This is a genomic window from Streptomyces sp. Inha503, from assembly GCF_047215865.1.
GTDB classification, from domain to species: Bacteria; Actinomycetota; Actinomycetes; order Streptomycetales; family Streptomycetaceae; genus Streptomyces; species Streptomyces lycopersici.
The window spans coordinates 9,840,754-9,865,818 of the sequence record NZ_CP178360.1; the positions used below are offsets into that span (position 1 = coordinate 9,840,754).

The 25,065-nt window shown below is 71.9% G+C and carries 2 protein-coding genes (1 of these 2 only partly in view); both read left to right on the forward strand.

Features of this window, described 5'->3' with window-relative positions; all coding sequences use genetic code 11:
• Nucleotides 1–23 precede the first annotated feature (23 nt).
• Nucleotides 24–10,874, forward strand: a complete 10,851-nt coding sequence (locus ACJX2R_RS41405) for an amino acid adenylation domain-containing protein (RefSeq protein ID WP_413104252.1) — start codon at nt 24–26, stop codon at nt 10,872–10,874.
• On the forward strand, nt 10,871–25,065 hold the 5' portion of the coding sequence (locus ACJX2R_RS41410) for a non-ribosomal peptide synthase/polyketide synthase (RefSeq protein WP_413104253.1). Its footprint extends 6,448 nt past the window's final position; 14,195 of the gene's 20,643 nt are visible here — the first part of the coding sequence; the start codon lies at nt 10,871–10,873; its stop codon lies off the right edge, out of view. Before ACJX2R_RS41405 ends, ACJX2R_RS41410 begins: the two co-directional genes overlap by 4 nt.

Below are 25,065 nucleotides of genomic sequence, written 5' to 3' on the forward strand. Positions count from 1 at the left end.
TACCGCAGCAGAGGGAGACATCCATGCATGGCACGACCGAATCCTGGCGACCGCTGGGCGAGCTGTTCGACGCCCAGGTGGCCGAGTCGCCGGACGCGGTGGCGGTGATCGGCGCGGACGGTCTGGAGTGGTCGTACGCGGAACTGGCGGCGCGGGCGGACCGGGTGGCCGGGGCGCTGGCCGCACACGGGGTCCGGCGCGGTGACCTGGTGGCGGTGGTCCTGGACCGGTCCGCCGAGCTGGTGGCGGTGTGGCTGGGGGTGGTGAAGGCCGGGGCGGGGTTCGTTCCGGTCGACCCGGCGTATCCGGCCGAGCGGATCCGGTGGATGGTCGAGGACGCCGGTCCGGTGCTGGCGGTGTGCTCGGAGGAGACGCGGGCGTTGGTTCCGGCCGGGGTGGAGTCCCTGGTCCGGGATCCGGCCGAGGAGGGTGAATCGGCGCCCCCGGTGTCCGTGGGCGTCGATGACGTGGCGTATGTGATCTACACGTCGGGCTCGACGGGCCGTCCCAAGGGCGTGCTCGTGACCCACCGAGGCATCGGCAACCTGGCGGCCGCGCAGATCGACCGGTTCGCGGTGGACGCCGATGCGCGGGTGCTCCAGCTGGCGTCGTTGAGCTTCGACGCCGCGGTTTCCGAGATCTGCATGGCGTTGCTCTCGGGTGCCGCGTTGGTGATGGCGGACGCGGACAGGTTGCCACCGCAGGGGTCGTTGAGCGAGACGGTGGCGGAGTACGGCGTCACGCATGCGACCGTGCCGCCGTCGGTGCTGGCGACGGTGGAGGAGCTGCCGGAGAGCCTGCGGACGCTGGTGGTGGCGGGGGAAGCGTGCCCGCCGGGGCTGGTGGAGCGATGGGCCCCTGGCCGGCGGATGATCAATGGGTACGGCCCGACCGAGGTCACCGTGTGCGCCACGATGAGCGCGCCGCTGAAGCCGTCCGGGCCGGTGCCGATCGGTGGGCCCATCGCCAACACGCGGGTGTTCGTGCTGGATGAGTGCCTGCGGCCGGTCCCCGATGGTGTGCTGGGCGAGTTGTATGTCGCGGGCCCGGGGCTCGCGCGGGGCTATCTGCGCCGCCCGGGACTGACGGCGGAACGCTTCGTGGCCTGTCCGTTCACGGACGGGCGGATGTATCGCACGGGCGACCTCGCCCGGCGGACGGCCGACGGTGAGCTGGTCTTCGGCGGGCGTGCCGATGAGCAGGTCAAGGTGCGTGGCTTCCGGGTGGAGCCGGGTGAGATCGAGGCCGTTCTCGCCGGACACCGGAGCGTCGGCCACGTCGCCGTGGTCGTACGGGAGGACCGCCCCGGGGACCGGCGACTCGTGGCGTACGTCGTCCCTGACGGCGATGTGGATTCCGCCGGGCTGCGGGAGTACGTGGCCGAGCGGCTGCCGGAGTACATGGTGCCGACCGCGGTCGTCACCCTGGACGCGCTCCCGGTCACGGTGAACGGCAAGCTGGACCGCGCCGCGCTCCCAGCCCCCGACTTCACCGACGCCGCCGAGGGCCGTGGTCCGCGCACGCCCACCGAGCAGCTGCTCTGCCGGCTCTATGGCGAGATCCTCGGCCTGGAGCGGGTCAGCGCGGAGGCATCCTTCTTCGAGCTCGGCGGCGACTCGATTCTGACCATGCTGCTGGTGTCGGTGGCCCGGCGCGCCGGGCTGGTGATCGCCCCGTACCAGGTGTTCGAGCTCGCCACCCCGGCACGCCTCGCCGACGTCGCCGAACCGCTGGACCAGGGCGCCGCGAAGGGCGACCGGGCGCGGGGCGCCGGGCATGTGCCGCTCTCCCCGGCCATGCACGAACTACTGGACCGGGAGGGGGTTCAGGGGCCCGGGAGACCCGGGGTGGGCGCGGGATTCCGGTCGGCCGTGCTGGATCTTCCGGCCGGGTGCGGCCTGAGCGACGTCGTCCGTGCGCTGCAAGCCGTCGTCGATCGCCACGACATGCTGCGGGCCCGGTTGGAGACCACGCCGGGGCGGCGGCTGACCGTACCCCCGGCCGGTTCGGTGTCCGCCCGGCCGTGGACGCGGCGGGTGGCGACGGCGGGCATGGACGCCGACCAGCTCCAGCAGTCGCTCGCCGCGGAGTCGGCCGAGGCCGGACGGCGGCTGGACCGGCGGTCCGGGGTGATGGCCCAGGCCGTGTGGTGCGACAACGGGCCGGACGTGCCGGGGCGGCTGCTCGTCGTGGCGGACCGGCTGGTGGTCGACGCGGTGTCCTGGCGGATCCTGCTCGGGGACGTGGCCGCCGCGATCGTGGGACGGGAGATTGCGGCCGTCCCGACGTCATTCCGCCACTGGACCCGGACCCTGGCCACACAGTCCGACAGTGCGCGGCGGCGTGCGGAGCTGCCCGCCTGGACCGAACTCCTCGCCGCGAGCGACCCGTTGCTCACCACCCGGCCCGCCGGCCCGGCCCGCGACACGAACGCCCCGGTGCGATCCGCCTCCGTACGCATCCCGGCCGACACCACGGCGGCAGTGCTGACCGGCCTGCCGGAGGCGTTCCACACCGGCGCGGAGACGGTCCTGCTGACCGGGCTGACCGCGGCCCTCGCCACCTGGTGCGACGGCCAGAACCGGACCGGTGGCTTCCTCGTGGACGTGGCCGTGCCGGACCACGGGCGTGGCGCCCTGGGCAGCGGCCCCGATCTCTCCCGCACCGTGGGCTCGTTCGCCCACCGCCATCCCGTACGGCTCGACACCCGGGCCGCCGACCTCGCGGAGATCCGCCTCGGCGGGCCCGCCGCGGGCCGGGCCATGAAGCAGATCAAGGAACAGCTGCGGGCCGTCCCCGGCGATGGACTCGGCTACGGCCTGCTGCGCCACCTCAACCCCGACACCGCCGCCACGCTCGCCACCCTGCCCGCCCCGCAGCTCGGCTTCACCGCCCCGGGCGACGACGACCAGTCGCCCACGCATCCACTCGAAGCGGCGGCCCGCGTCGAGGGAGCCGAACTGGTCATCAGCCTGGACTGGCCGGATCCCCTCCTCACCGAACCGGCCGCGCGACGACTGCTCGAAGCGTGGGCGGAGACGCTGTCCGGCCTCGCCGCACACTCCGGCGGTGGCCACACGCCGTCCGACTTCCCGCTGATGGCACTCGACCAGGCACAGATCGAGGAGCTGGAGGCCGAGGTGGCGGGTGGTGTGGTCGACATACTGCCGCTGTCCCCGCTCCAGGAGGGCCTGCTCTTCCACGCGATGTTCGACGAGCGGGAGCGGGACATCTATGTGGAGCAGAAGGTCCTGGAGCTCGAAGGGCCCCTGGACATACGGAAGTTGCGCACCACCTGGCAGGCGCTCGTCGAACGGCACGGCAGTCTGCGCACCGGCTTCCGCCGCCTCGTCGGCGTGGACGAACCCATCCAGGTGATCGCCCGCCACACCACCCTGCCCTGGCATGAGGTGGATCTGTCGCACCTCGGCGCCGAGGCGGCGCGGGACCGGGCGGACCGTCTGGAGAGCGCCGAACGGGCCCGCCGCTTCGACCTCGCGGCCCCACCCCTGGCACGAATCCTGGTGGTGAAGACCGGCCCCGACCGCCACCGGATGGTCGTCACCCTGCACCACATCGTGCTCGACGGCTGGTCGCTGCGGATCCTCATCCGCGAGCTGTGGGCCGCCTACACGGCCGGTGGCGACACCCGCGAACTGCCGCCGACCACGCCCTACGGGGAGTATCTGGCCTGGCTCGCCCGCCAGGACCGGGAGGCCGCGCGCGCCGCCTGGCAGCGGGCCCTGGACGGCGTGTCCGAGCCGACGACGGTCGCCGCGCTCGACCCGAACGCCGAACCCGTCCTCACCCGCAAGGTTCTCGCCGAGACCGGCGACCATCTGGCCGGTGCGCTGCGGGAGCTCGCCCGCGCCCACGGCGTCACGCTGAACACCGTCCTACAGGTCGCCTGGGCCCAGGTCGTCGGCAAGCTCACCGGACGGAGCGATGTGGTGTTCGGCGCCGCGGTCGCCGGACGTCCGCCGGAACTGGCGGGAATGGCGGACATGTTGGGGCTCTTCATCAACACGATCCCCGTGCGCGTCCGGCTGCGCCCGGCGGACTCCATCGCCCATCTGCTCACGGCCGTACAGGCCCAGCAGTCGGCGCTGCTCGGCCACCAGCACCTCGGCCTCAAGGAGATCCAGCGCCTGGCCGGACCGGGCGCCACGTTCGACACCCTGATGGCCTTCGAGAACTTCCACGCGGGCGAGACCGGCCCGGCCGCTCCGCTGCGGCTGACCGACAGCACGACCCGGATGGCGACCACCTTCCCGCTGACGCTGGGGGTCGACCCGGCGGACGAGCTGAAGTTCTGGCTGGACTATCGCCCGGACGCGTTCGACGAGGACGCCGCCCGGGGCGTGGTACGGCGGCTGGTGCGGGTGCTGGAGCAGATGGCGGCGGATCCGGCGCGGCGGGTGAGCGAGGTCGAGGTGCTGGGGGCGGTGGAGCGGGCGCGGGTGGTGGGGGAGTGGAACGCCACTGACCGGGTTGTGCCGGTGGGGTCGTTGGGGGAGTTGTTCGATGCGCGGGCGGCCGTTTCGCCGGATGCGGTGGCGGTGGTGGGTGTGGGTGGTGAGGAGTGGTCGTATGCGGAGTTGAGGGAGCGGTCGGATGGGGTGGCGGGGGTGTTGGCTGCGCGGGGTGTGGGGCGGGGTGATCTGGTGGGTGTGGTGTTGGAGCGGTCTCCGGATGTGGTGGCGGTGTTGTTGGGGGTGGTGAAGGCGGGTGCGGGGTTTGTGCCGGTGGATCCGGCGTATCCGGTGGAGCGGATTGGGTGGATGGTTGAGGATGCCGGGCCGGTGTTGGTGGTGTGTTCGGAGGGGACGCGGGGGTTGGTTCCGGCTGGGGTGGAGTGCTTGGTGTGGGGTGCGTCGGAGGTGGTGGTGGAGTCTGCGCCTGTGGTGTCTGTGGGTGTTGATGATGTGGCGTATGTGATTTATACGTCGGGGTCGACGGGGCGGCCGAAGGGTGTGGTGGTGACGCATCGTGGTGTTGGCAATCTGGCGGCTGCGCAGGTCGAGCGGTTTGCGGTGGGTGTTGATGCGCGGGTGTTGCAGTTGGCGTCGTTGAGTTTCGATGCGGCGGTGTCCGAGATGTGTATGGCGTTGTTGTCGGGTGCTGTGTTGGTGGTGGCGGGTGGGGACTGGTTGCCGCCGCGGGGGTCGTTGGGTGAGGTGGTGGTGGAGTTCGGTGTGACGCATGTGACGGTGCCGCCGTCGGTGTTGGCGACGGTGGAGGAGTTGCCGGGGGGTCTGCGGACGTTGGTGGTGGCGGGTGAGGTGTGTCCGCCGGGGTTGGTGGAGCGGTGGGCGTCGGGGCGGCGGATGGTCAATGCGTACGGGCCGACCGAGGTCACCGTATGCGCGACGATGAGCGCTCCGCTGGAGCCGTCAGGGCCGGTCCCGATCGGCCGTCCGATCGCCAATACGCGGGCGTATGTACTGGACGCGTTCCTACGGCCCGTACCCGAAGGCGTGGCGGGCGAACTGTATGTCGCGGGGCCGGGGCTCGCGCGTGGCTATCTCTGCCGTCCGGGGCTGACGGCGGAACGGTTCGTGGCGTGTCCCTTCACGGGCGGGCGGATGTATCGCACCGGTGACCTCGTCACATGGACGGCCGATGGTGAGCTGATCTTCGGTGGCCGGGCGGACGACCAGGTCAAGGTGCGTGGCTTCCGGGTGGAGCCGGGTGAGATCGAGGCCGTCCTCGCCGGACACCGGAGCGTTGGACAGGTCGCCGTCGTCGTACGGGAGGACCGTCCCGGAGACCGGCGGCTGGTCGCCTACGTCGTCCCTGATGGAGACGTGGATACCGCCGGGCTGCGGGGGTACGTGGCCGAGCGGCTGCCGGACCACATGGTCCCCGCAGCGGTCGTCGCCGTGGATGCCCTGCCCGTCACCGTCAACGGCAAGCTGGACCGCGCCGCGCTCCCCGCCCCGGACTTCTCCGATGCCACCGGGCGTGGTCCTGCCACGCCGACCGAGGAGATCCTCTGCGGTCTGTACTGCGAGGTTCTCGGGCTCGAACGGGTCGGCGCCGAGGTGTCGTTCTTCACCATCGGTGGCGACTCGATCCTCGCCATGAAGCTCATCGCCCGGATCGGCGCCGTACTCGACACCGAGCTCAACATTGGCGAGCTGTTCGCCGCCCCCACGGTGGCCGGAGTCGCCCGCCTCGTCGCGGCGGCGGGAGGTACGCCCGCCCGCGCCGCGCTGACACCACGGCCGAGGCCGGAGGCGCTGCCGCTCTCGTACGCCCAGCGGCGCATGTGGTTCCTCAACCAGCTCGAGGAGACCAACCCGGGAGCCGGAGCGGTCTACAACCTGCCGCTGGCCCTGCGGCTCTCCGGCGAGCTGGATGTCCCCGCGCTGGAAGCCGCCCTCGGCGATGTCGCCGACCGGCACGAGAGCCTGCGCACGGTCTTCCCGGAAACCGATGGCGAGCCGCGCCAGCGGGTGCTGGCGGGCGAGGCGGGCCGACCGCGGCTCGTCGTCGTGGAGACCAGCGAGGAACTGCTCGCGGCCGAGCTCGGGTCGCACGCGGACCGTGGCTTTGACGTGACCGTCGATCTGCCGTGGCGGGCACGGCTGTTGAAGACCGGGCCGTCGGAGTGTGTGCTGCTGATCGTCGCGCATCACATCGCCGTGGACGGCTGGTCGATGGGCGTGCTGGCGCGGGACCTGGGGTCGGCGTACGCGGCTCGGCGGGCGGGTGGCGCGCCGGGGTGGGAGCCGCTGCCGGTGCAGTACGCGGACTACGCGCTGTGGCAGCGCGAGGTGCTGGGCGCTCCCGAGGACCCGGGAAGCGTGATCAGTCGCCAACTCGACTACTGGCGTGGGGCGTTGGCCGGTGCTCCCCAGGAGCTCGCGCTGCCGACCGACCGGCCCCGGCCCGCGGTGTCCTCCTTCCGCGGTGGCGAAGTCCCGATCCAGATCGGCGCGGAGACCCATGCCCGGCTGCTGGACGTGGCCCGCCGTGGCCGCGCGACCATGTTCATGGTGGTGCACGCCGCCCTTTCCGTGCTGCTGAGCCGGGTGGGTGCGGGCGACGACATCCCGATAGGCGTGCCGATCGCGGGTCGTGGCGATCCGGCGCTGGACGACCTGGCCGGGTTCTTCGTCAACACCCTGGTCGTCCGCGCCGATCTCAGCGCGGACCCGACGTTCAGCGAGGTGCTGGCTCGTGTGCGGGAGACCGATCTGGCGGCGTACGCGCATCAGGATGTGCCGTTCGAGCGGCTGGTCGAGGATCTGAACCCATCGCGCTCGCTCTCCCACAACCCGCTGTTCCAGGTTCTGCTGGCCCTCCAGAGCGTACCGGCGCCGCGATGGGGTCTGCCGGGGCTGCGGGTCCGGCCGGTACCGGCGGCCGCCCAGGTCCCGGCGCGCTTCGATCTGTCGCTTGACCTGGCCGAGCACCGTGATGGTGCGGGGGCGCCGGCGGGGTTGGGTGGGGCGTTGCTGTTCGCGGTGGATTTGTTTGATGAGGGTACGGCTCGGGGGTTGGCGGAGCGGCTGGTGCGGGTGTTGGAGGCGGTGGCGGTGGATCCGGGGGTGCGGGTCAGTGAGATTGATGTGTTGGGGGAGGTGGAGCGGGCTCGGGTGGTGGAGGAGTGGAATGCCACGGGGGCTGGGGTGTCTGGCGGTTCGGTTGTGGAGCGGTTTGAGGCGTGGGTTGCGGCGGGGCCGGATGTGGTGGCGGTGCGGTGTGGTGGTGAGGCGTTGTCGTATGGGGAGTTGGATCGGTGGGCGAATCGGTTGGCGCGGTTTTTGACCGGGGTGGGTGTGGGTCGGGAGTCGCGGGTGGCGTTGTGTTTGCCGAGGTCGGTGGGGGTGGTGGTGGCGGAGTTGGCGGTGTGGAAGGCGGGTGGTGCGTTTGTTCCGCTGGATCCGGAGTACCCGGCGGACCGGTTGGGGTTTGTGATCGCGGACAGCGGCGCCGAAGTGGTCCTCGGTACATCGGAGAGCTTGGCCGAGGTGCCGGTCGGTGGGGCTCGTGTCGTGTGTATGGAGGAGGCGGACGGCTTCTCCGCCGAGCCGCTGGGGAGGGTCATCGTCCCCGATCAGTTGGCGTATGTGATTTATACGTCGGGTTCGACGGGGCGGCCGAAGGGTGTGGCCGTCGCTCACGGTGGGGTGGCGAATCTGGCCGAGGCGATGCGTCCGGTGTTGGGGGTGGAGGCGGGTGTGGTGGCGTTGCAGTTCGCCTCGTTCAGCTTTGACGCCGCCGTCCTCGATGTCGTCGTGACGCTGGCCGCCGGCGGCACGCTCGCGGTGGCGAGTGCGGAGGAGCGTAAGGATCCGCAGGCGCTGGCGGAGATGGTCGGCCGGTGTGGGGTTCGGGTCGCGAGTGTGGTGCCGTCGCTGCTGGGGGTGTTGGACCCGGATGCGGTGCCGGGTGTCGGCAACTGGGTGCTGGGTGCGGAGCGGTTGAGTGCGGAGCTGGCCGGGCGGTGGTCGGCGGGTGCGCGGGTGTGGAACACGTACGGCCCGACCGAGGCCACCGTCATCACCACCGCCACCGCCACGCCTCTCGATCCCGGACTGGGCACGGCCCCGCCCATTGGTCGCCCTCTGCCCAACAACAAGGTGTTTCTGCTGGACACCTTCCTCAAGCCGGTCCCCGTAGGCGTCACGGGTGAGGTCTATATCGCCGGTGCCGGTCTGGCCCGGGGCTATATCGGTCGGCCAGGGCTCTCCGCGGAGCGGTTCGTCGCCTGCCCCTTCGCCGCCCCGGGCGGCCGGATGTATCGCAGTGGCGACCTGGCGAAGTGGACCGCCGACGGGGATCTTGTCTTCGCGGGACGGGTCGATGAGCAGGTCAAGGTCCGTGGTTTCCGCGTCGAGCCAGGTGAGATCGAGGCGGTGGTGGCCGCCTGTGAGGGTGTGGGTCAGGTCGCGGTGGTGGTCCGCGAGGATGGGCCGGGGGACAAACAACTGGTCGCCTACGTCGTCACCGACGGGGAGCTGGATGTGGCGGCCGTGCGGGAGTTCGCGGCGGACCGGTTGCCGGAGTACATGGTCCCGGCGGTCATGGCGCTGGACGCGCTCCCCCTGACGGTCAACGGCAAGCTGGACCGCGCCGCGCTCCCCGCCCCCTCCACTGCCGAGATGGTGCTGGGCCGGGCCGCCAGGACGCCCGTCGAAGAGATCCTCTGTGGGCTTTTCGCCGAGGTGCTCGGGCTCGATGCGGTCAGTGCCGATGCGTCGTTCTTCGAGCTCGGCGGTGACTCGATCATGTCGATGCTGCTGGTGTCGAGGGCGCGTAAGGCCGGTCTGGTGGTCAGCGCCCGGCAGGTGTTCGAGCGGCGCACTCCGGCGGAGCTGGCCGTGGTCGCCCGCGATGTGACTACTGCCGATGGCCTGGAGGGGAGCGGCGACCCGGGCACGGGTGAGGTGCCGTTGACCCCGGTGATGCATGAGCTGCTGGGCCGGGCCGGGGCAGAGCGCATACGTGGGGTGTTCCAGTCGACCGTGGTGGTGGTTCCGGCGGGGATGCGGCTGGAGACGCTGACCGCCGCCGTGCAGGCGGTGGTCGATCACCACGACATTCTCCGGGCGCGACTGGACACCGAGCCCGCCGCCCGCTTCCTCGTCCCTCCGACCGTGTCCGTGGCCCCGTGGGTGCACCGAGTCGATGCCAGTGCGGCCGGGGTCGACCTCGAGCGTTTGATCGCCGAGCAGTCGCGGGCCGCCGCGGGCCGGCTCGATCCGCGGGCCGGGGTGATGGTGCGGGTGGTCTGGTTCGACCTCGGCCCGAGCGCCCCCGGACGGCTTCTGCTCACCGTCCACCACCTCGCCGTGGACACGCTCTCCCTCCGTATCCTCATCCCGGACCTCGCCCAGGCATACGCGGACCTGGCCGCCGGCCGTGAGGTCGGGCTGGAGCCCGTGCCCACCTCCTTCCGGCACTGGGCCCGCGCCCTGCGGGCCGAAGCCACCGGCCAACCGCGGCTCGCCGAACTCCCCGCCTGGACCCGACTGCTGCGTGGCTCCGACGCGCCACTCGGCGCGCACCCCCTGGACCCCGTTCGCGACGTGGGTGCCACGCTGCGACGGGTCTCCGTGACGGCCTCGGCGGAGCTCACCGCCACCCTGCTGACGGCGGTCCCGGCCGCCTTCCACGCCGGGATCGACGATGTGCTGCTCACCGCCCTCGCCTCCGCCGTCGCGGAGTGGCGGCGGCACGGTGGGCGGAGCACGGAGGGCGGGGTCCTCGTGGACGTGGAGGGCCACGGCCGGACGTCCGGCGGTCTCGATCTGGCCCGTACGGTGGGCTGGTTCACCAGCACGTACCCCGTACGACTCGACCCCGCCACACAGGACTTCGCCGGGCTGCGCGGCGGCGGGCCGGTGGCGGGACGGGCCGTCAAGCGCATCAAGGAACAGCTCCGCGCCGTCCCGGGCGACGGCCTCGGCCACGGTCTGCTCCGCCATCTCAACCCCGAGACCGCGCCCGCGCTCGCCGCCCTGCCCACCGCCCAGATCGGCTTCACCTACCTGGGCCGCTTCGCCGACGGGACACCGGAGCGGGCGGCTGCCGCCTGGTCCGCCGCCCCCGAAGGCGGCCTCGGCGGCGGAGTGGGCGACGAGGTCCCGCTGGCGCACGCCCTGGAGGCGGTCGGCCTGGTCCGCGACCTGCCGGACGGCCCGCTGCTCACGTTGACACTCGCCTGGCCCCAGCACCTCCACCACACCGACGACATGCGACGACTCGCCGATGGCTGGCTGGCGATGCTCACCGGCCTCGCCATCCACACCACCGGCTCCGGCGGTGGCCACACACCGTCGGACTTCTCACTCATCACGCTCGACCAGAGCCAGATCGACGCGCTCGAAGCGGAACTCGCGGACAAGGGGGGAGCACGATGACTCAGATGCGAGTCCAGGACGTCTGGCCGCTGTCGCCGTTGCAGGAGGGCCTGCTGTTCCATGCGGTGTACGACGAGCGTGGCATTGACGTCTATGTCGAGCAACTCGTGCTTGACCTGGAGGGCAAGCTGGACCCCGCGGTGCTGCGCGACGCGTGGCAGGCGCTGCTCGACCGGCACGAGAGCCTGCGCGCGAGCTTTCGGCAACTGGCCGGGGTGGCGCAGCCGGTGCAGGTCATTGCCCGGGGCGTGGAGCTGCCGTGGCGGGAGGAGGATCTGTCCGCGCTCGATGCGGATACCGCACGTGCGGAGTCGGAGCGGCTGGGGATCGAGGAGCGGGAGCGGCGGTTTGACCTGGCGGTGCCGCCGTTGCTGAAGGTGCTGCTGGTCAAGGTCGGGCCGGACGAGCACCGGATGATGGTCACGCTGCATCACATTCTGCTGGACGGCTGGTCGCTGCCGGTGCTGATGCGGGAGTTGTGGACGTGTTACGAGGCCGGGGGCAGCGCACACGGTCTGCCGCCCGTCACCCCTTACCGCGACTACCTCGCCTGGCTCGCCCGCCAGGACAAGGAGGCCGCGCGGAACGCATGGCGACAGGAGCTGACGGGCGCGGACGAGCCGACACTGGTGGCACCGGGCGGACCGGCCACTGCCCCGGTCGCCTCCGGCAAGGCGGCCACCGACGCCGGGGCGGAAATCGCCGGCCGACTGCGGGACCTCGCCCGCCGCAATGGCCTGACCCTGAACACCGTGATCCAGGCCGCCTGGGCCGTTGTGCTCGGTCGGCTCACCGGCCGCCGCGATGTGGTGTTCGGCGCGACGGTGGCGGGGCGCCCAGCCGACCTGCCCGGCATGGAGAGCATGCTGGGGCTCTTCATCAACACGCTGCCCGTACGGGTGCGCTTGGACCCGGCGCATACGGTCGCCGAGCTGCTGGCGGAGCTACAGGAGCGGCAGTCGGCGCTGCTGGACCACCAGCATCTGAGCCTCACCGAGATCCAGCGGCAGACCGGGCCCGGCGCCACCTTCGACACCATCATGGCGTTCGAGAACCACCCCATCGGTACGCGGGACTCCACGGCGGCGGCCGCTGGGCCGCGGATCACCGGCACGGCGATGCGCGAGTCCACCAACTTCCCGCTGTCGCTGGGCGTCCACCCGACGGAGGCGCTGCGGCTGCGGCTGGACTACCGCCCGGACCTGTTCGACCCCGAGGCGGCTCAGGGGCTCCTTGACCGCCTGGTACGGGTGCTGCGGCAGATGGCGGCCGATCCGGGGACGTTGGTCGGTCGGCTGGATGTGTTGGGGGAGGTGGAGTGGTCGCGGGTGGTGGCGGAGTGGAATGCCACTGAGACCGCACTGCCCGCCGGGTCGATCGTGGAGCGTATCGAGGCGTGGGTTGCGGCGGCGCCGGGTGCGATGGCGGTGCGGTGTGGTGGTGAGGTGTTGTCGTATGGGGAGTTGGATCGGCGGGCGAATCGGTTGGCGCGGTTTTTGACCGGGGTGGGTGTTGGTCGGGAGTCGCGGGTGGCGTTGTGTTTGCCGAGGTCGGTGGGGATGGTGGTGGCGGAGTTGGCGGTGTGGAAGGCGGGTGGTGCGTTTGTTCCGCTGGATCCGGAGTATCCGGCCGAGCGGTTGGGTTTTGTGATTGCGGACAGTGGTGCTGAGGTGGTCCTGGGTACGGCGGATTGCCTTGATGGTGTGCCGCTCGGTGATGCGCGTGGGGTCCTTCTCGAGGGTGCTGATGCCTTCTCGGCGGATCCGCTGGGGACGGTGATTGCCCCGGACCAGTTGGCGTATGTGATCTACACATCGGGTTCGACGGGGCGGCCGAAGGGTGTGGCCGTCGCTCACGGTGGGGTGGCGAATCTGGCTGAGGCGATGCGTCCGGTGCTGGGCGTGGACGCGGGTGTGGTGGCGTTGCAGTTCGCCTCGTTCAGCTTCGACGCCGCCGTCCTCGATGTCGCCGTCACCCTCGCCGCCGGTGGCACCCTCGCCGTCGCCACCACCGCCGAGCGCAACGACCTGCGGGCGCTGGCGGAGATGGTCGGCCGGTGTGGGGTGCGGGTGGCGAGCGTGGTGCCGTCGCTGCTCGGGGTGCTGGACCCGGACGCTGTGCCGGGTGTGGGCAATTGGGTGTTGGGTGCGGAGCGGTTGGGTGCGGAGCTGGCTGGTCGGTGGTCGGCGGGTGCGCGGGTGTGGAACACGTACGGGCCGACCGAGGCCACCGTCATCACCACGGCCACCGCCACTCCGCTGGACGCCGTGCTGGAGGAGGCTCCGCCGATTGGCCGTCCCCTCCCCAACGCCCGTGTCTACGTACTCGACCAGTTCCTCAAGCCGGTGCCCGTAGGTGTCACGGGAGAGGTCTATATCGCCGGTGCGGGCTTGGCCCGGGGCTATATCGGTCGGCCGGACCTGTCCGCGGAGCGGTTCGTCGCCTGCCCCTTCGCCGCCCCGGGTGGCCGGATGTATCGCAGCGGCGACCTGGCGAAGTGGACCGCCGACGGGGATCTTGTCTTCGCGGGACGGGTCGATGAGCAGGTCAAGGTCCGTGGCTTCCGTGTCGAGCCCGCCGAGGTCGAGGCCGTCCTCAGCGGCCACCCGGCCGTGGCCCAGGCCGCCGTGGTCATCCGCGAGGACCGCCCCGGGGACCGGCGCCTGGTCGCGTATGTGGTCCCCAGCGGCGAGCTCGACCCGGCGGCCCTGCGCCGCCGCGCCGCCGACCGGCTGCCCGAGTACATGATCCCGGTCATCGTGCCGCTCGACGCGCTGCCGCTCACCGTCAACGGCAAGCTGGACCGCGCCGCGCTCCCCGCCCCCGACGCCGCGGGTGCCCCCGAGGGCCGCGCGCCCGCCACCCCCACCGAGGAGATCCTCTGCGGGCTCTTCGCCGAAGTCCTCGGGCTGAACCAAGTGGCGGCCGACACCTCCTTCTTCGAACTCGGCGGCGACTCCCTCCTCGCCATGCGGCTCATCGCCCGCATCCGCCCCGTCCTCGACAGCGAACTCCGCATCGCCGACCTGTTCGCCACCCCGACCGTCGCCGACACCGCCCGCCGGATCGACGCCGAGCACGGCGGCGCACGGCCACCGCTGGAGCCACAGCCGCGCCCCCAGCACCCCGAGCACCTGCCGCTGTCGTACGGGCAGCAGCGGATGTGGTTCCTCAACCGGCTCGCGACCACAGCCGAAGACGCAGACGAGGGCGCCGGGGGCGCCGGGGGCGCCGGGGGCGTCTACAACATGCCCCTCGCGCTACGCCTCTCCGGCCATCTCGACACCGGCGCGCTGGAAGCCGCCCTCGCCGACGTCGCCGACCGCCACGAGAGCCTGCGCACGGTGTTCCCGGAGACGGACGGCGTACCGCGGCAGCGGGTGCTGGACGGCCCCGCGGCGCATCCGCCACTCGTGGTCGTCGACCTCCCTGCGGACCAGGTCGAGGCGGAGCTGAGCGCGCACGCCGGCCGCGGCTTCGAGCTCGGCACCGAACTGCCGTGGCGAGCACGGCTGTTGGTCACAGGACCCACCGAGTACGTGCTGCTCATCGTGGCGCACCACATCGCCGCCGACGGCTGGTCGATGGGCGTCCTCGCCCGGGACCTCAGCACGGCCTACGCCGCCCGTCGGCAGGGCCTGGCGCCGGTCTGGGAGCCGCTGCCGGTGCGGTACGCCGACTTCGCCATCTGGCAGCGGCGGCTGCTGGGGGAGCGGGGCGACGCGGACAGCCTGCTGAGCGATCAGCTCGCCTACTGGCACGACGCCCTCGCCGACGCGCCGCAGGAGCTGGCGCTTCCGGCCGACCGGCCGCGTCCGGCGGTGTCGTCGTACGCGGGCGGCCTGGTCCCCGTACGGATCGACGCCCCCACCCACGCCCGCCTCGTCGGGCTCGCCCAGCGCGGCGGAGCCACGGTGTTCATGGTCGTGCACGCCGCGCTGGCGGCGCTCCTCGCGCGGATGGGCGCGGGCACGGACATTCCCATCGGCACGGCCACCGCGGGCCGTGGCGACGCCGCGCTGGACGGGCTGACCGGCTTCTTCGTCAACACGCTCGTGCTGCGCACCGACCTGAGCGGCGACCCCGCCTTCACCGAACTCCTGGCCCGGGTGCGGGAGACCGACCTGGCCGCTTACGCCCACCAGGACGTGCCGTTCGAGCATCTCGTCGAGGATCTCGCGCCCTCGCGCTCGCTCTCCCGCAACCCGCTGTTCCAGGTCATGCTGTCGCTGCGGAACGTCCCGCCCGCGCAGTGGGACCTGCCCGGCCTCCAGGTCCGGCCCACCCCGCCCGGTTCCCTCGCCGCCCGCTTCGACCTGTCCGTCGACCTGTCCGAACACCGCGACGAGGACGGCAGCCCGGCCGGAATCGGCGGGGACATCTTCTACGCCACCGAGCTGTTCGACGAGGCCACCGCCCAGGCCCTGGCCCGGCGGCTGGCGGCGGTGCTGGAGCAGATCGCCGCCGATCCCACCGTCCCCCTCAGCCGGCTGCGGATCCTCGACCCGGCCGAGCGGCGCACCGTCGTCCAGGACTGGAACCACACGGCCCGCCGCGTGCCGGAGGGCACGCTGGCCGAGCTGTTCGAGGCACAGGTGCGGCGGACCCCCGATGCGCTGGCCGTCGTCGGGGCGGCGGAGCACGGCCTGACGTACGCACAGCTGGAGGAGCGCGGCAACCGGCTGGCACATGAGCTGATCGCCCGTGGCATCGGCCCCGAGGATCTGGTCGGCGTGGCCATGGAGCGGTCCGTCGAGCTGATGGCCGTGCTGCTGGCCGTGGTCAAGGCGGGAGCGGGCTATCTGCCCATAGACCCCCGGTATCCGGCGCGGCGGATCGCGTTCATGCTGGCCGACGCCCGGCCGAAGCTGCTGCTGTGCACGGGCGCGACCGAGGCCGTGCTGGGCGCCGGTGGGTCCGAAGCCGCGGCGTGCGCTGGTGGGTCCGAGGCCGTGCGGGGCGTCGGTGGGCCCGAGGTCGCCGTGGGCGCCGGCGGGTCCGAGGCGGTGTTGGGCGCCGGTGGGTCCGATGCCGTGTTGGGTGCCGACACGCCGCCCCGCCTGGTCCTCGACGCCCCGGAGGTGACCGCCGCGCTGGCGACACGCCCGGCCACCGCCCCCGGCGACGCCGACCGCGTCCGGCCGCAGCGGCTGGCGCATCCCGCGTACGTCATCTACACCTCCGGCTCCACCGGCACCCCGAAGGGCGTCGTGGTCACCCACGGCGGAGTGGGCAGCCTGGCGGCGAGCCACATCACCCGGTTCGGCTCCGGGCCCGGCGCACGCGTCCTGCAATTCGCCTCGCCCAGCTTCGACGCCGCGTTCGCCGAGTTCTGCACCGCCCTGCCCGCCGGGGCCACCCTCGTCATGGCGGACCGGGACATGCTGCCGCCGTACGGATCGCTGGCCGATGTCGCCGCCGAGTTCGGCGTCACCCACCTGACCGCGCCGCCGTCCGTGCTCGCCGCCGCCGATGAGCTGCCCGCCACCGTGACCACCGTCGCCGCCGCGGGCGAGGTGTGCCCGCCCGCGCTGGTGGCACGGCTGGCGCCGGGTCGGCGGATGCTGAACGCGTACGGCCCCACCGAGGCCACCGTCTGCGTCACCCTGAGCGACCCGCTCACCCCGGCCGATGCCGATGCCGACGCCGGCGCTCCGGTGCCGATCGGGCGCCCGCTCGAGAACGGGCAGACGTATGTCCTGGACGAGTTCCTGGAGCCCGTCCCCGTCGGTGTCACGGGAGAGCTCTACCTCGCCGGCCCCGGCCTGGCCCGCGGCTATCTCGGTCGCTCGGCGCTGACCGCCGAGCGCTTCGTGGCCTGCCCGTTCGCCGCCGCCGACGAACCCGGCGCCCCCGGCGGGCGGATGTACCGAACCGGGGACCTCGCCCACTGGACCGCCGACGGCCAAGTCGTCGTCGTCGGACGGGCCGACACCCAGATCAAGATCCGTGGCTTTCGGGTGGAACCCGGCGAGATCGAGGCCGTCCTGGCCACCCACCCGGCCGTACGCCGCTCTGCCGTCGTGGTCCGCGAAGACCGCCCCGGGGACCGTCGCCTCGTCGCCTACGTCGTCCCGGACGAGGACGCGGACACCGCCGGACTGCGGGAGTACGTGGCGGAACGGCTGCCCGACCACCTGGTTCCGGCCGCCGTGGTGACGCTCGACTCCCTCCCCGTCACGGTGAACGGCAAGCTCGACCGCGACGCCCTGCCCGTCCCCGACTACGCGGGTCTGACCGGCCGCCGCGCCCCCGCCACCCCCATCGAAGAGGCGCTGTGCGGGCTGTTCGCCGACATCCTCGGCCTCGACCAGGTCGGCGTCGATGCGTCGTTCTTCGCGCTGGGCGGAGACTCGTTGCAGGCCATGCGGCTGATCGCCCGGGTCCGCGCCGTCCTGGACACCGAGCTGAGCATCCGGCAGCTGTTCGCCGAACCGACCGTCGCCGGGGTCGCCCGGCAGCTCACCGGTGGGGGCGGTGTGCGGCTCGCGCTCACCCCGCAGCCCCGGCCGGAGGTCGTACCGCTGTCGTTCGGGCAGCGGCGGATGTGGTTCGTCAACCAGATGGAGGAGGCCCAAGAGGGCGGCGAGGCCGCGTACAACCTGCCACTGCGCCACCGCCTCTCCGGCGACCTCGACCTGCCCGCCCTCGAAACCGCCCTGGGCGACCTCGCCGACCGGCACGAGTCCCTGCGCACGGTCTACCCCGAAACGGACGGCGTGCCGCGCCAGCACGTCCTCGAACCCTCGGCCGGACGCCCGCGCATGGTCGTCCTCGACACCCCCGCCGACCGGGTCGAGCAGGTGCTTGCCGAGCAGACCGAGGAGCGCTTCGACCTCAGCACCGACCTCCCGTGGCGGATCCGGCTGCTGAAGACCGCTCCCGCGGAGTACGTCCTGCTGATCGTGGCGCATCACATCGCGGTGGACGGCTGGACGATGGACCTGCTGCTCAGGGACCTGGCAGTGGCGTACGCCGCCCGTCGGGAGGGGCGGGCGCCGGTGTGGGAGCCGCTGCCGGTGCAGTACGCCGACTACGCGCTCTGGCAGCGCCGTCTCCTCGGCGACCTGGACACCCCCGACAGCCTGATCAGCGCCCAGCTGGACCACTGGCGGCGCGCCCTGGCCGACGTGCCCCAGGAGCTGGCGCTTCCGGCCGACCGTCCCCGGCCCGCGGTGGCATCGCACCGTGGCGGGGCGGCCGGGGTACGGATCGACGTGCCCACCCATGCCCGGCTCGTGGAGCTCGCCCGAAGCGGCGACGCCACGATGTTCATGGTCGTCCACGCGGCGCTGGCGCTGTTGCTGTCGCGGATGGGCGGGGGGAATGACCTTCCGATCGGCACGGCGGTCGCGGGGCGTGGCGACGCGGCGCTGGACGGGCTGGCCGGTTTCTTCGTCAACACGCTGGTCCTGCGGACCGATGTGAGCGGCGACCCGACCTTCGCGGAGCTGCTGTCCCGGGTGCGGGAGACCGACCTGGCCGCCTACGCACACCAGGATCTGCCCTTCGAACACCTCGTCGAGGAACTCAATCCCACCCGCTCACTGGCCCGGCACCCGCTGTTCCAGGTGATGCTCTCCGTGCAGACGATGCCGCCCCAGCAGTGGAAACTGCCGGGCGTCGAGGTGCGGCCGATGACACCCGGGGCCGCGGCGGCCCGGGTCGACCTGTCGCTGACCCTGGCCGAACACCGGGACGGCGAGGGCAGCCCGGCGGGAATCGAGGGCGATCTGCTGTATGCCACGGACCTCTTCGACGCGGCCACCGCGCACGCGATGGCGGATCGGCTGGTGCGGGTCCTGGAACAGGTGGCCTCGGATCCGGCGCGGCGGGTGAGCGAGGTCGAGGTGCTGGGGCGCGGGGAGCGGGCGCGGGTGGTGGAGGGGTGGAACGAGACCGCTGCTGATGTGCCGGTGCGGCCCTTGGGCGAGCTCTTCGATGCGCGGGCGGCCGTTTCGCCGGATGCGGTGGCGGTGGTGGGTGTGGGTGGTGAGGAGTGGTCGTATGCGGAGTTGAGGGAGCGGTCGGATGGGGTGGCGGGGGTGTTGGCTGCGCGGGGTGTGGGGCGGGGTGATCTGGTGGGTGTGGTGTTGGAGCGGTCTCCGGATGTGGTGGCGGTGTTGTTGGGGGTGGTGAAGGCGGGTGCGGGGTTTGTGCCGGTGGATCCGGCGTATCCGGTGGAGCGGATTGGGTGGATGGTTGAGGATGCCGGGCCGGTGTTGGTGGTGTGTTCGGAGGGGACGCGGGGGTTGGTTCCGGCTGGGGTGGAGTGCTTGGTGTGGGGTGCGTCGGAGGTGGTGGCGGAGTCCGCGCCTGTGGTGTCTGTGGGTGTTGATGATGTGGCGTATGTGATTTATACGTCGGGGTCGACGGGGCGGCCGAAGGGTGTGGTGGTGACGCATCGTGGTGTTGGCAATCTGGCGGCTGCGCAGGTCGAGCGGTTTGCGGTGGGTGTTGATGCGCGGGTGTTGCAGTTGGCGTCGTTGAGTTTCGATGCGGCGGTGTCCGAGATGTGTATGGCGTTGTTGTCGGGTGCTGTGTTGGTGGTGGCGGGTGGGGACTGGTTGCCGCCGCGGGGGTCGTTGGGTGAGGTGGTGGTGGAGTTCGGTGTGACGCATGTGACGGTGCCGCCGTCGGTGTTGGCGACGGTGGAGGAGTTGCCGGGGGGTCTGCGGACGTTGGTGGTGGCGGGTGAGGTGTGTCCGCCGGGGTTGGTGGAGCGGTGGGCGTCGGGGCGGCGGATGGTCAATGCGTACGGGCCGACCGAGGTCACCGTATGCGCGACGATGAGCGCTCCGCTGGAGCCGTCAGGGCCGGTCCCGATCGGCCGTCCGATCGCCAACACCGCTGTCTACGTACTGGACGAGCAACTGCGGCCGGCCCCCGTGGGTGCGCTGGGTGAGCTGTATGTCGCGGGGCCGGGGCTCGCGCGTGGCTATCTCGGCCGCGCCGGGCTGACCGCGGAGCGGTTCGTGGCGTGTCCGTTCACGGGCGGGCGCATGTATCGCACCGGCGACCTCGCCAAGTGGACCGGGGACGGCCAACTCGTCTTCGGTGGCCGGGCTGACGACCAGGTGAAGGTGCGTGGTTTCCGGGTGGAGCCGGGTGAGATCGAGGCCGTCCTCGCCGCACACCGGAGCGTCGGCCACGTCGCCGTCGTCGTACGGGAGGACCGCCCCGGCGACAAGCGGCTCGTGGCATACGTCGTCCCTGATGGAGACGCGGACACCACCGCACTGCGGGAGTACGTGGCCGAGCGGCTGCCGGACCACATGGTCCCCGCCGCCGTCGTCGCCCTTGACGCCCTCCCGGTCACCGTCAACGGCAAGCTGGACCATGCCGCGCTCCCCGCACCGGACTTCACCGACGCGGCCGAGGGGCGCGGTCCGGCGACTCCCACCGAAGAGATCCTCAGCAGCCTCTACGGCGAAATCCTCGGCCTGGAGTGGGTCGGCGCCGACGCCTCCTTCTTCGAGCTGGGCGGCGACTCCCTGCTCGCCATGCGGCTCATCGCCCGCATCCGCGCCGTCCTCGACGCAGAGGTCAGCATCGGCGATCTGTTCGCCACCCCCACCGTCGCCGGTGTCGCCCAGCTGGTAGCCGGACTCGGCGGCGAGTCCCGGGCGCCGGTGACGGCGCGGCCACGGCCGGAGGTGCTGCCGCTGTCGTTCGAGCAGCAGCGGATGTGGTTCCTCAACCGGCTGGAGACCACCGGTGAGGGAGCCGCGTACAACCTCCCCCTGGCCCTCCGCCTCTCCGGCGACCTCGACATCCCCGCCCTGGAAGCCGCCCTCGGCGATGTCGCCGACCGGCATGAGAGCCTGCGCACGACCTTCCCGGAGACCGCGGGCGTCCCCTGCCAGCGGATCCTGCACGGCGCGGCCGGCCGCCCCTCGCTGACGGTGGTGCACACCGCAGCGGACGAGGTGCCCGCGCAGCTCACGGCGTACGCGAACCAGCCGTTCGATGTCCGCGCCGAACTGCCCTGGCGGGTACGGCTCTTGGTGACAGGTCCCGCCGAGTACGTCCTCATGGGCGCCGTCCACCACATCGCCGCCGACGGCTGGTCGATGGGCATCCTCGCGGGCGACATCGGTACCGCCTACGCGGCCCGCCACCAGGGCCGACTGCCCGGGTGGGAGCCGCTGCCGGTGCAGTACGGGGACTACGCGCTCTGGCAGCGTGAGGTGCTGGGCGACCTCGGCGATCCGCGGAGTGTGATCAGCGGGCAACTGGACTACTGGCGGCGGACGCTCGCCGGTGCCCCGCAGGAGCTGGACCTGCCGACGGACCGGCCCCGACCCGCGGTGTCCTCCTTCACCGGCGGCGAGATGCCGTTCGAGGTGAACGCGGAGACCCACGCCCGGCTGGTGGAGCTCGCCCAGCGCGGCAGGGCGACGATGTTCATGGTGATGCACACGGCGCTGGCGGTTGTGCTGTCGCGGATGGGTGCGGGTACGGACATCCCCATCGGCACGGCGACGGCGGGCCGTGGTGACGCCGCGCTGGACGGGCTGGCCGGTTTCTTCATCAACACGCTGGTGCTGCGCACCGACCTGAGCGGCGACCCGTCGATCACCGAACTGCTGGCCCGGGTGCGGGAGACCGATCTGGCCGCGTACGCACATCAGGATGTGCCGTTCGAGCGGCTGGTCGAGGATCTCAACCCCACCCGGTCGCTGGGCCGGCACCCGCTCTTCCAGGTGTCGCTCACCATGCAGAACCTGCCGCAGGGCCGTCGGCCGTGGGAGCTGGCCGGGCTGGAGGTGAGCGGTCTCCCGGCAGCCTCTCCGGCGGCCCGGTTCGATCTGTCGGCGACGGTGGCGGAGCGCCGCGACGAGGAGGGCGCGCCGAGGGGGTTGATGGGCTCGCTGCTGTATGCGACCGATCTGTTTGACGAGGGCACGGTGGGGTTGTTGGCGGGGCGGTTGGTGCGGGTGTTGGAACAGGTGGCGGTTGATCCTGGGGTGCGGGTGAGTGGGGTTGATGTGTTGGGTGAGGGTGAGCGTTCGCGGGTGGTGGGGGAGTGGAATGCCACTGAGCGTTCGGTGGCCGGGGTGTCGTTGGTGGAGTTGTTCGCGGCGCGGGCGGCTGCTTGTCCGGATGCGGTGGCGGTGGTCGGCGCCGGTGGCGAGGAGTGGTCGTACGCGGACCTCGGGGAGCGTGCGGATCGGGTGGCGGGTGGTTTGGTTGCGCGGGGTGTGGGGCGGGGGGATTTGGTGGGTGTGGTGATGGAGCGGTCGGTGGAGTTGGTGGCGGTGTGGTTGGGTGTGGCGCGGGTGGGGGCGGGGTTTGTGCCGGTGGATGTGGGGTGGCCGGTGGCGCGGCGGGGGTTGGTGTTGGGGGAGGTGGGTTTGGTGGTGGCGGATCGGGGTCTTGGGGTGTCGGGTGCGGTGGCGGTGGATGAGTTGTTCGGCGGGGCGGATGGGGTGCCGGGGGTGGTGGTTTCGGCGGAGGATGTGGCGTATGTGATGTTCACGTCTGGGTCGACGGGTGTGCCGAAGGGTGTGGCGGTCAGTCATGGTGCGGTGGCGGCGTTGGTGGTGGATGGGTGTTGGAGTGCGGCGGCGCGTGGGTGTGTGTTGATGCATGCGCCGCATGCGTTTGATGTGGCGGTCTTTGAGGTGTGGGTGCCGTTGGTCAGTGGTGGTCGGGTGGTGGTGGCACCGCCGGGCCAGCTGGATGCGACGGTTTTGGCGGGTTTGGTGAAGGCGCATGGGCTGACCGCTGTGCACCTCACGGCTGGGTTGTTCGGTGTGTTGGCGGAGGAGTCGCCGGAGTGTTTGTCGGGGTTGGCGGAGGTGTTGACCGGTGGCGATGTGGTGCCGGCGGGTGCGGTGGCTCAGGTGAAGGCCGTGTGTCCGGGGATCGAGGTCCGGCATTTGTACGGTCCGACCGAGACCACCCTGTGCGCCACGACATACGCGGTGGCCGCTGGGGCGGTGGCTCCGGCGGTGTTGCCGATCGGTCGGCCGCGCGACAACACCAAGGCGTTCGTCCTCGACGAGTACCTGAGGCCCGTACCCGTCGGGGTGAGGGGTGAGCTCTATCTCGCCGGGGCCGGACTCGCCCGTGGGTACACGGGACACCCCCGTCTCACGGCCGAGCGCTTCGTCGCCGCGCCCTTCGCCGAGCCGGGCGCACGCATGTATCGCACGGGCGACCTTGCGCGGTGGACGGCCGACGGTGAGCTGGTGTTCGCGGGTCGGGTGGATGAGCAGGTGAAGATCCGTGGTTTCCGGGTGGAGCCGGGTGAGATCGAGGCCGTGCTCGCCGCGCATGAGAGTGTGGGTCAGGTCGCGGTCGTCGTCCGCGAGGACCGCGAGGGCGACAAGCGGCTCGTGGCCTATGTCGTACCCAACGGCAACGGCGAGGGTGAGCTCGCTGGGCTGCGCGAGTACGTGGCCGAGCGGCTGCCCGAGTACATGGTCCCGGCGGCCGTGATGGCCATGGACACCCTCCCCGTCACCGCCAACGGCAAGCTGGACCGCACCGCGCTCCCCGTCCCGGAGTTCGGCGGCGCCACCACCGGGCGCGGCCCCGCCACCCCGGTCGAGGAGATCGTCGCCGGGGTCTTCGGCGAGGTGCTAGGGCTGGACTGGGTGGACGCGGAGGCGTCCTTCTTCGAGCTGGGCGGCGACTCCCTGCTCGCCATGCGGCTCATCGCCCGCATCCGCGCCGTCCTGGGGGCGGAGCTCACCATCGGGGAGCTCTTCGCCGCCTCCTCGGCCGCCGGTGTGGCCCGGCAGGTCGACGCGGCAACGGGGCAGACGCACGCCGCACTGACGGCGCGGCCACGGCCGGAGGTGCTGCCGCTGTCGTTCGAGCAGCAGCGGATGTGGTTCCTCAACCAGCTCGAAGGCGCGGGCGAGGGGGCCGCGTACAACCTTCCGCTGGCCCTGCGGATGTCCGGCGAACTGGACCTCGCGGCGCTGGAGGCCGCGCTGGGCGACGTAGCCGACCGGCACGAGAGCCTGCGCACGATCTACCCGGCGAGCGAAGGCGTCCCGCGTCAGCGGGTGCTCGAAGGCGCCGCGGGCAGGCCGCCGCTGGTCGTGGTGGACACCACCGAGGACGAGATCGCCGACGTCCTCACGGCTCATATGGGCCACGGCTTCGATGTCAGTGTCGATCTGCCCTGGCGGATCCGGCTGCTCAGGACCGGCCCCACGGACTGCGTCCTGCTCATCGTGGCACACCACATCGCGGTGGACGGCTGGTCGATGGGTGTGCTCGCGCAGGATCTGGAGACCGCCTACACCGCCCGCCACCAGGGCCGACTCCCCGGCTGGGAGCCGCTGCCGGTGCAGTACGGGGACTACGCGCTCTGGCAGCGTGAGGTGCTGGGCGACCTCGGCGATCCGCGGAGTGTGATCAGCGGGCAGCTGGACCACTGGCGGCGGACGCTCGCCGGCGCACCGGAGGAGCTGGAACTGCCGACGGACCGGCCCCGACCGGCCGCGCCGACGTTCCGCGGGCGCACCCTGCCGGTGGAGGTGGACGCGGAGACCCACGCCCGGCTGGTGGAGCTGGCGCGGCGTGGCCGGGCGACGATGTTCATGGTCGTACACACGGCGCTGGCGGTTGTGCTGTCGCGGATGGGTGCCGGTACGGACATCCCCATCGGCACGGCGACCGCGGGTCGCGGTGACGCCGCGCTGGACGGGCTGGCCGGTTTCTTCGTCAACACGCTGGTGCTGCGCACCGATCTGAGCGCCGACCCGGGCTTCGATGAGCTGCTGGCCCGGGTGCGGGAGGCGGATCTGGCGGCGTACGCGCATCAGGATGTGCCGTTCGAGCGGCTGGTCGAGGAGCTCAACCCCACCCGATCGCTCTCCCGAAACCCGCTGTTCCAGATCATGCTCGTCCTCCAGAACCTGCCCGCGTCCCAGGGCCGGTGGAATCTGCCCGGGCTGCGGGTCGGGCCGCTGGAGGCCACCTCGCAGGAGTCCACCGCGAAGTTCGACCTCTCGCTGACCCTGGCCGAACGGCGCGACAGCGAAGGCGAACCGGCCGGGCTCGTGGGTGGGCTGCTGTATGCGACCGATCTGTTTGATGAGGGCACGGTGGGGTTGTTGGCGGGGCGGTTGGTGCGGGTGTTGGAGCAGGTGGCGGTTGATCCTGGGGTGCGGGTGAGTGGGGTTGATGTGTTGGGTGAGGGTGAGCGTTCGCGGGTGGTGGGGGAGTG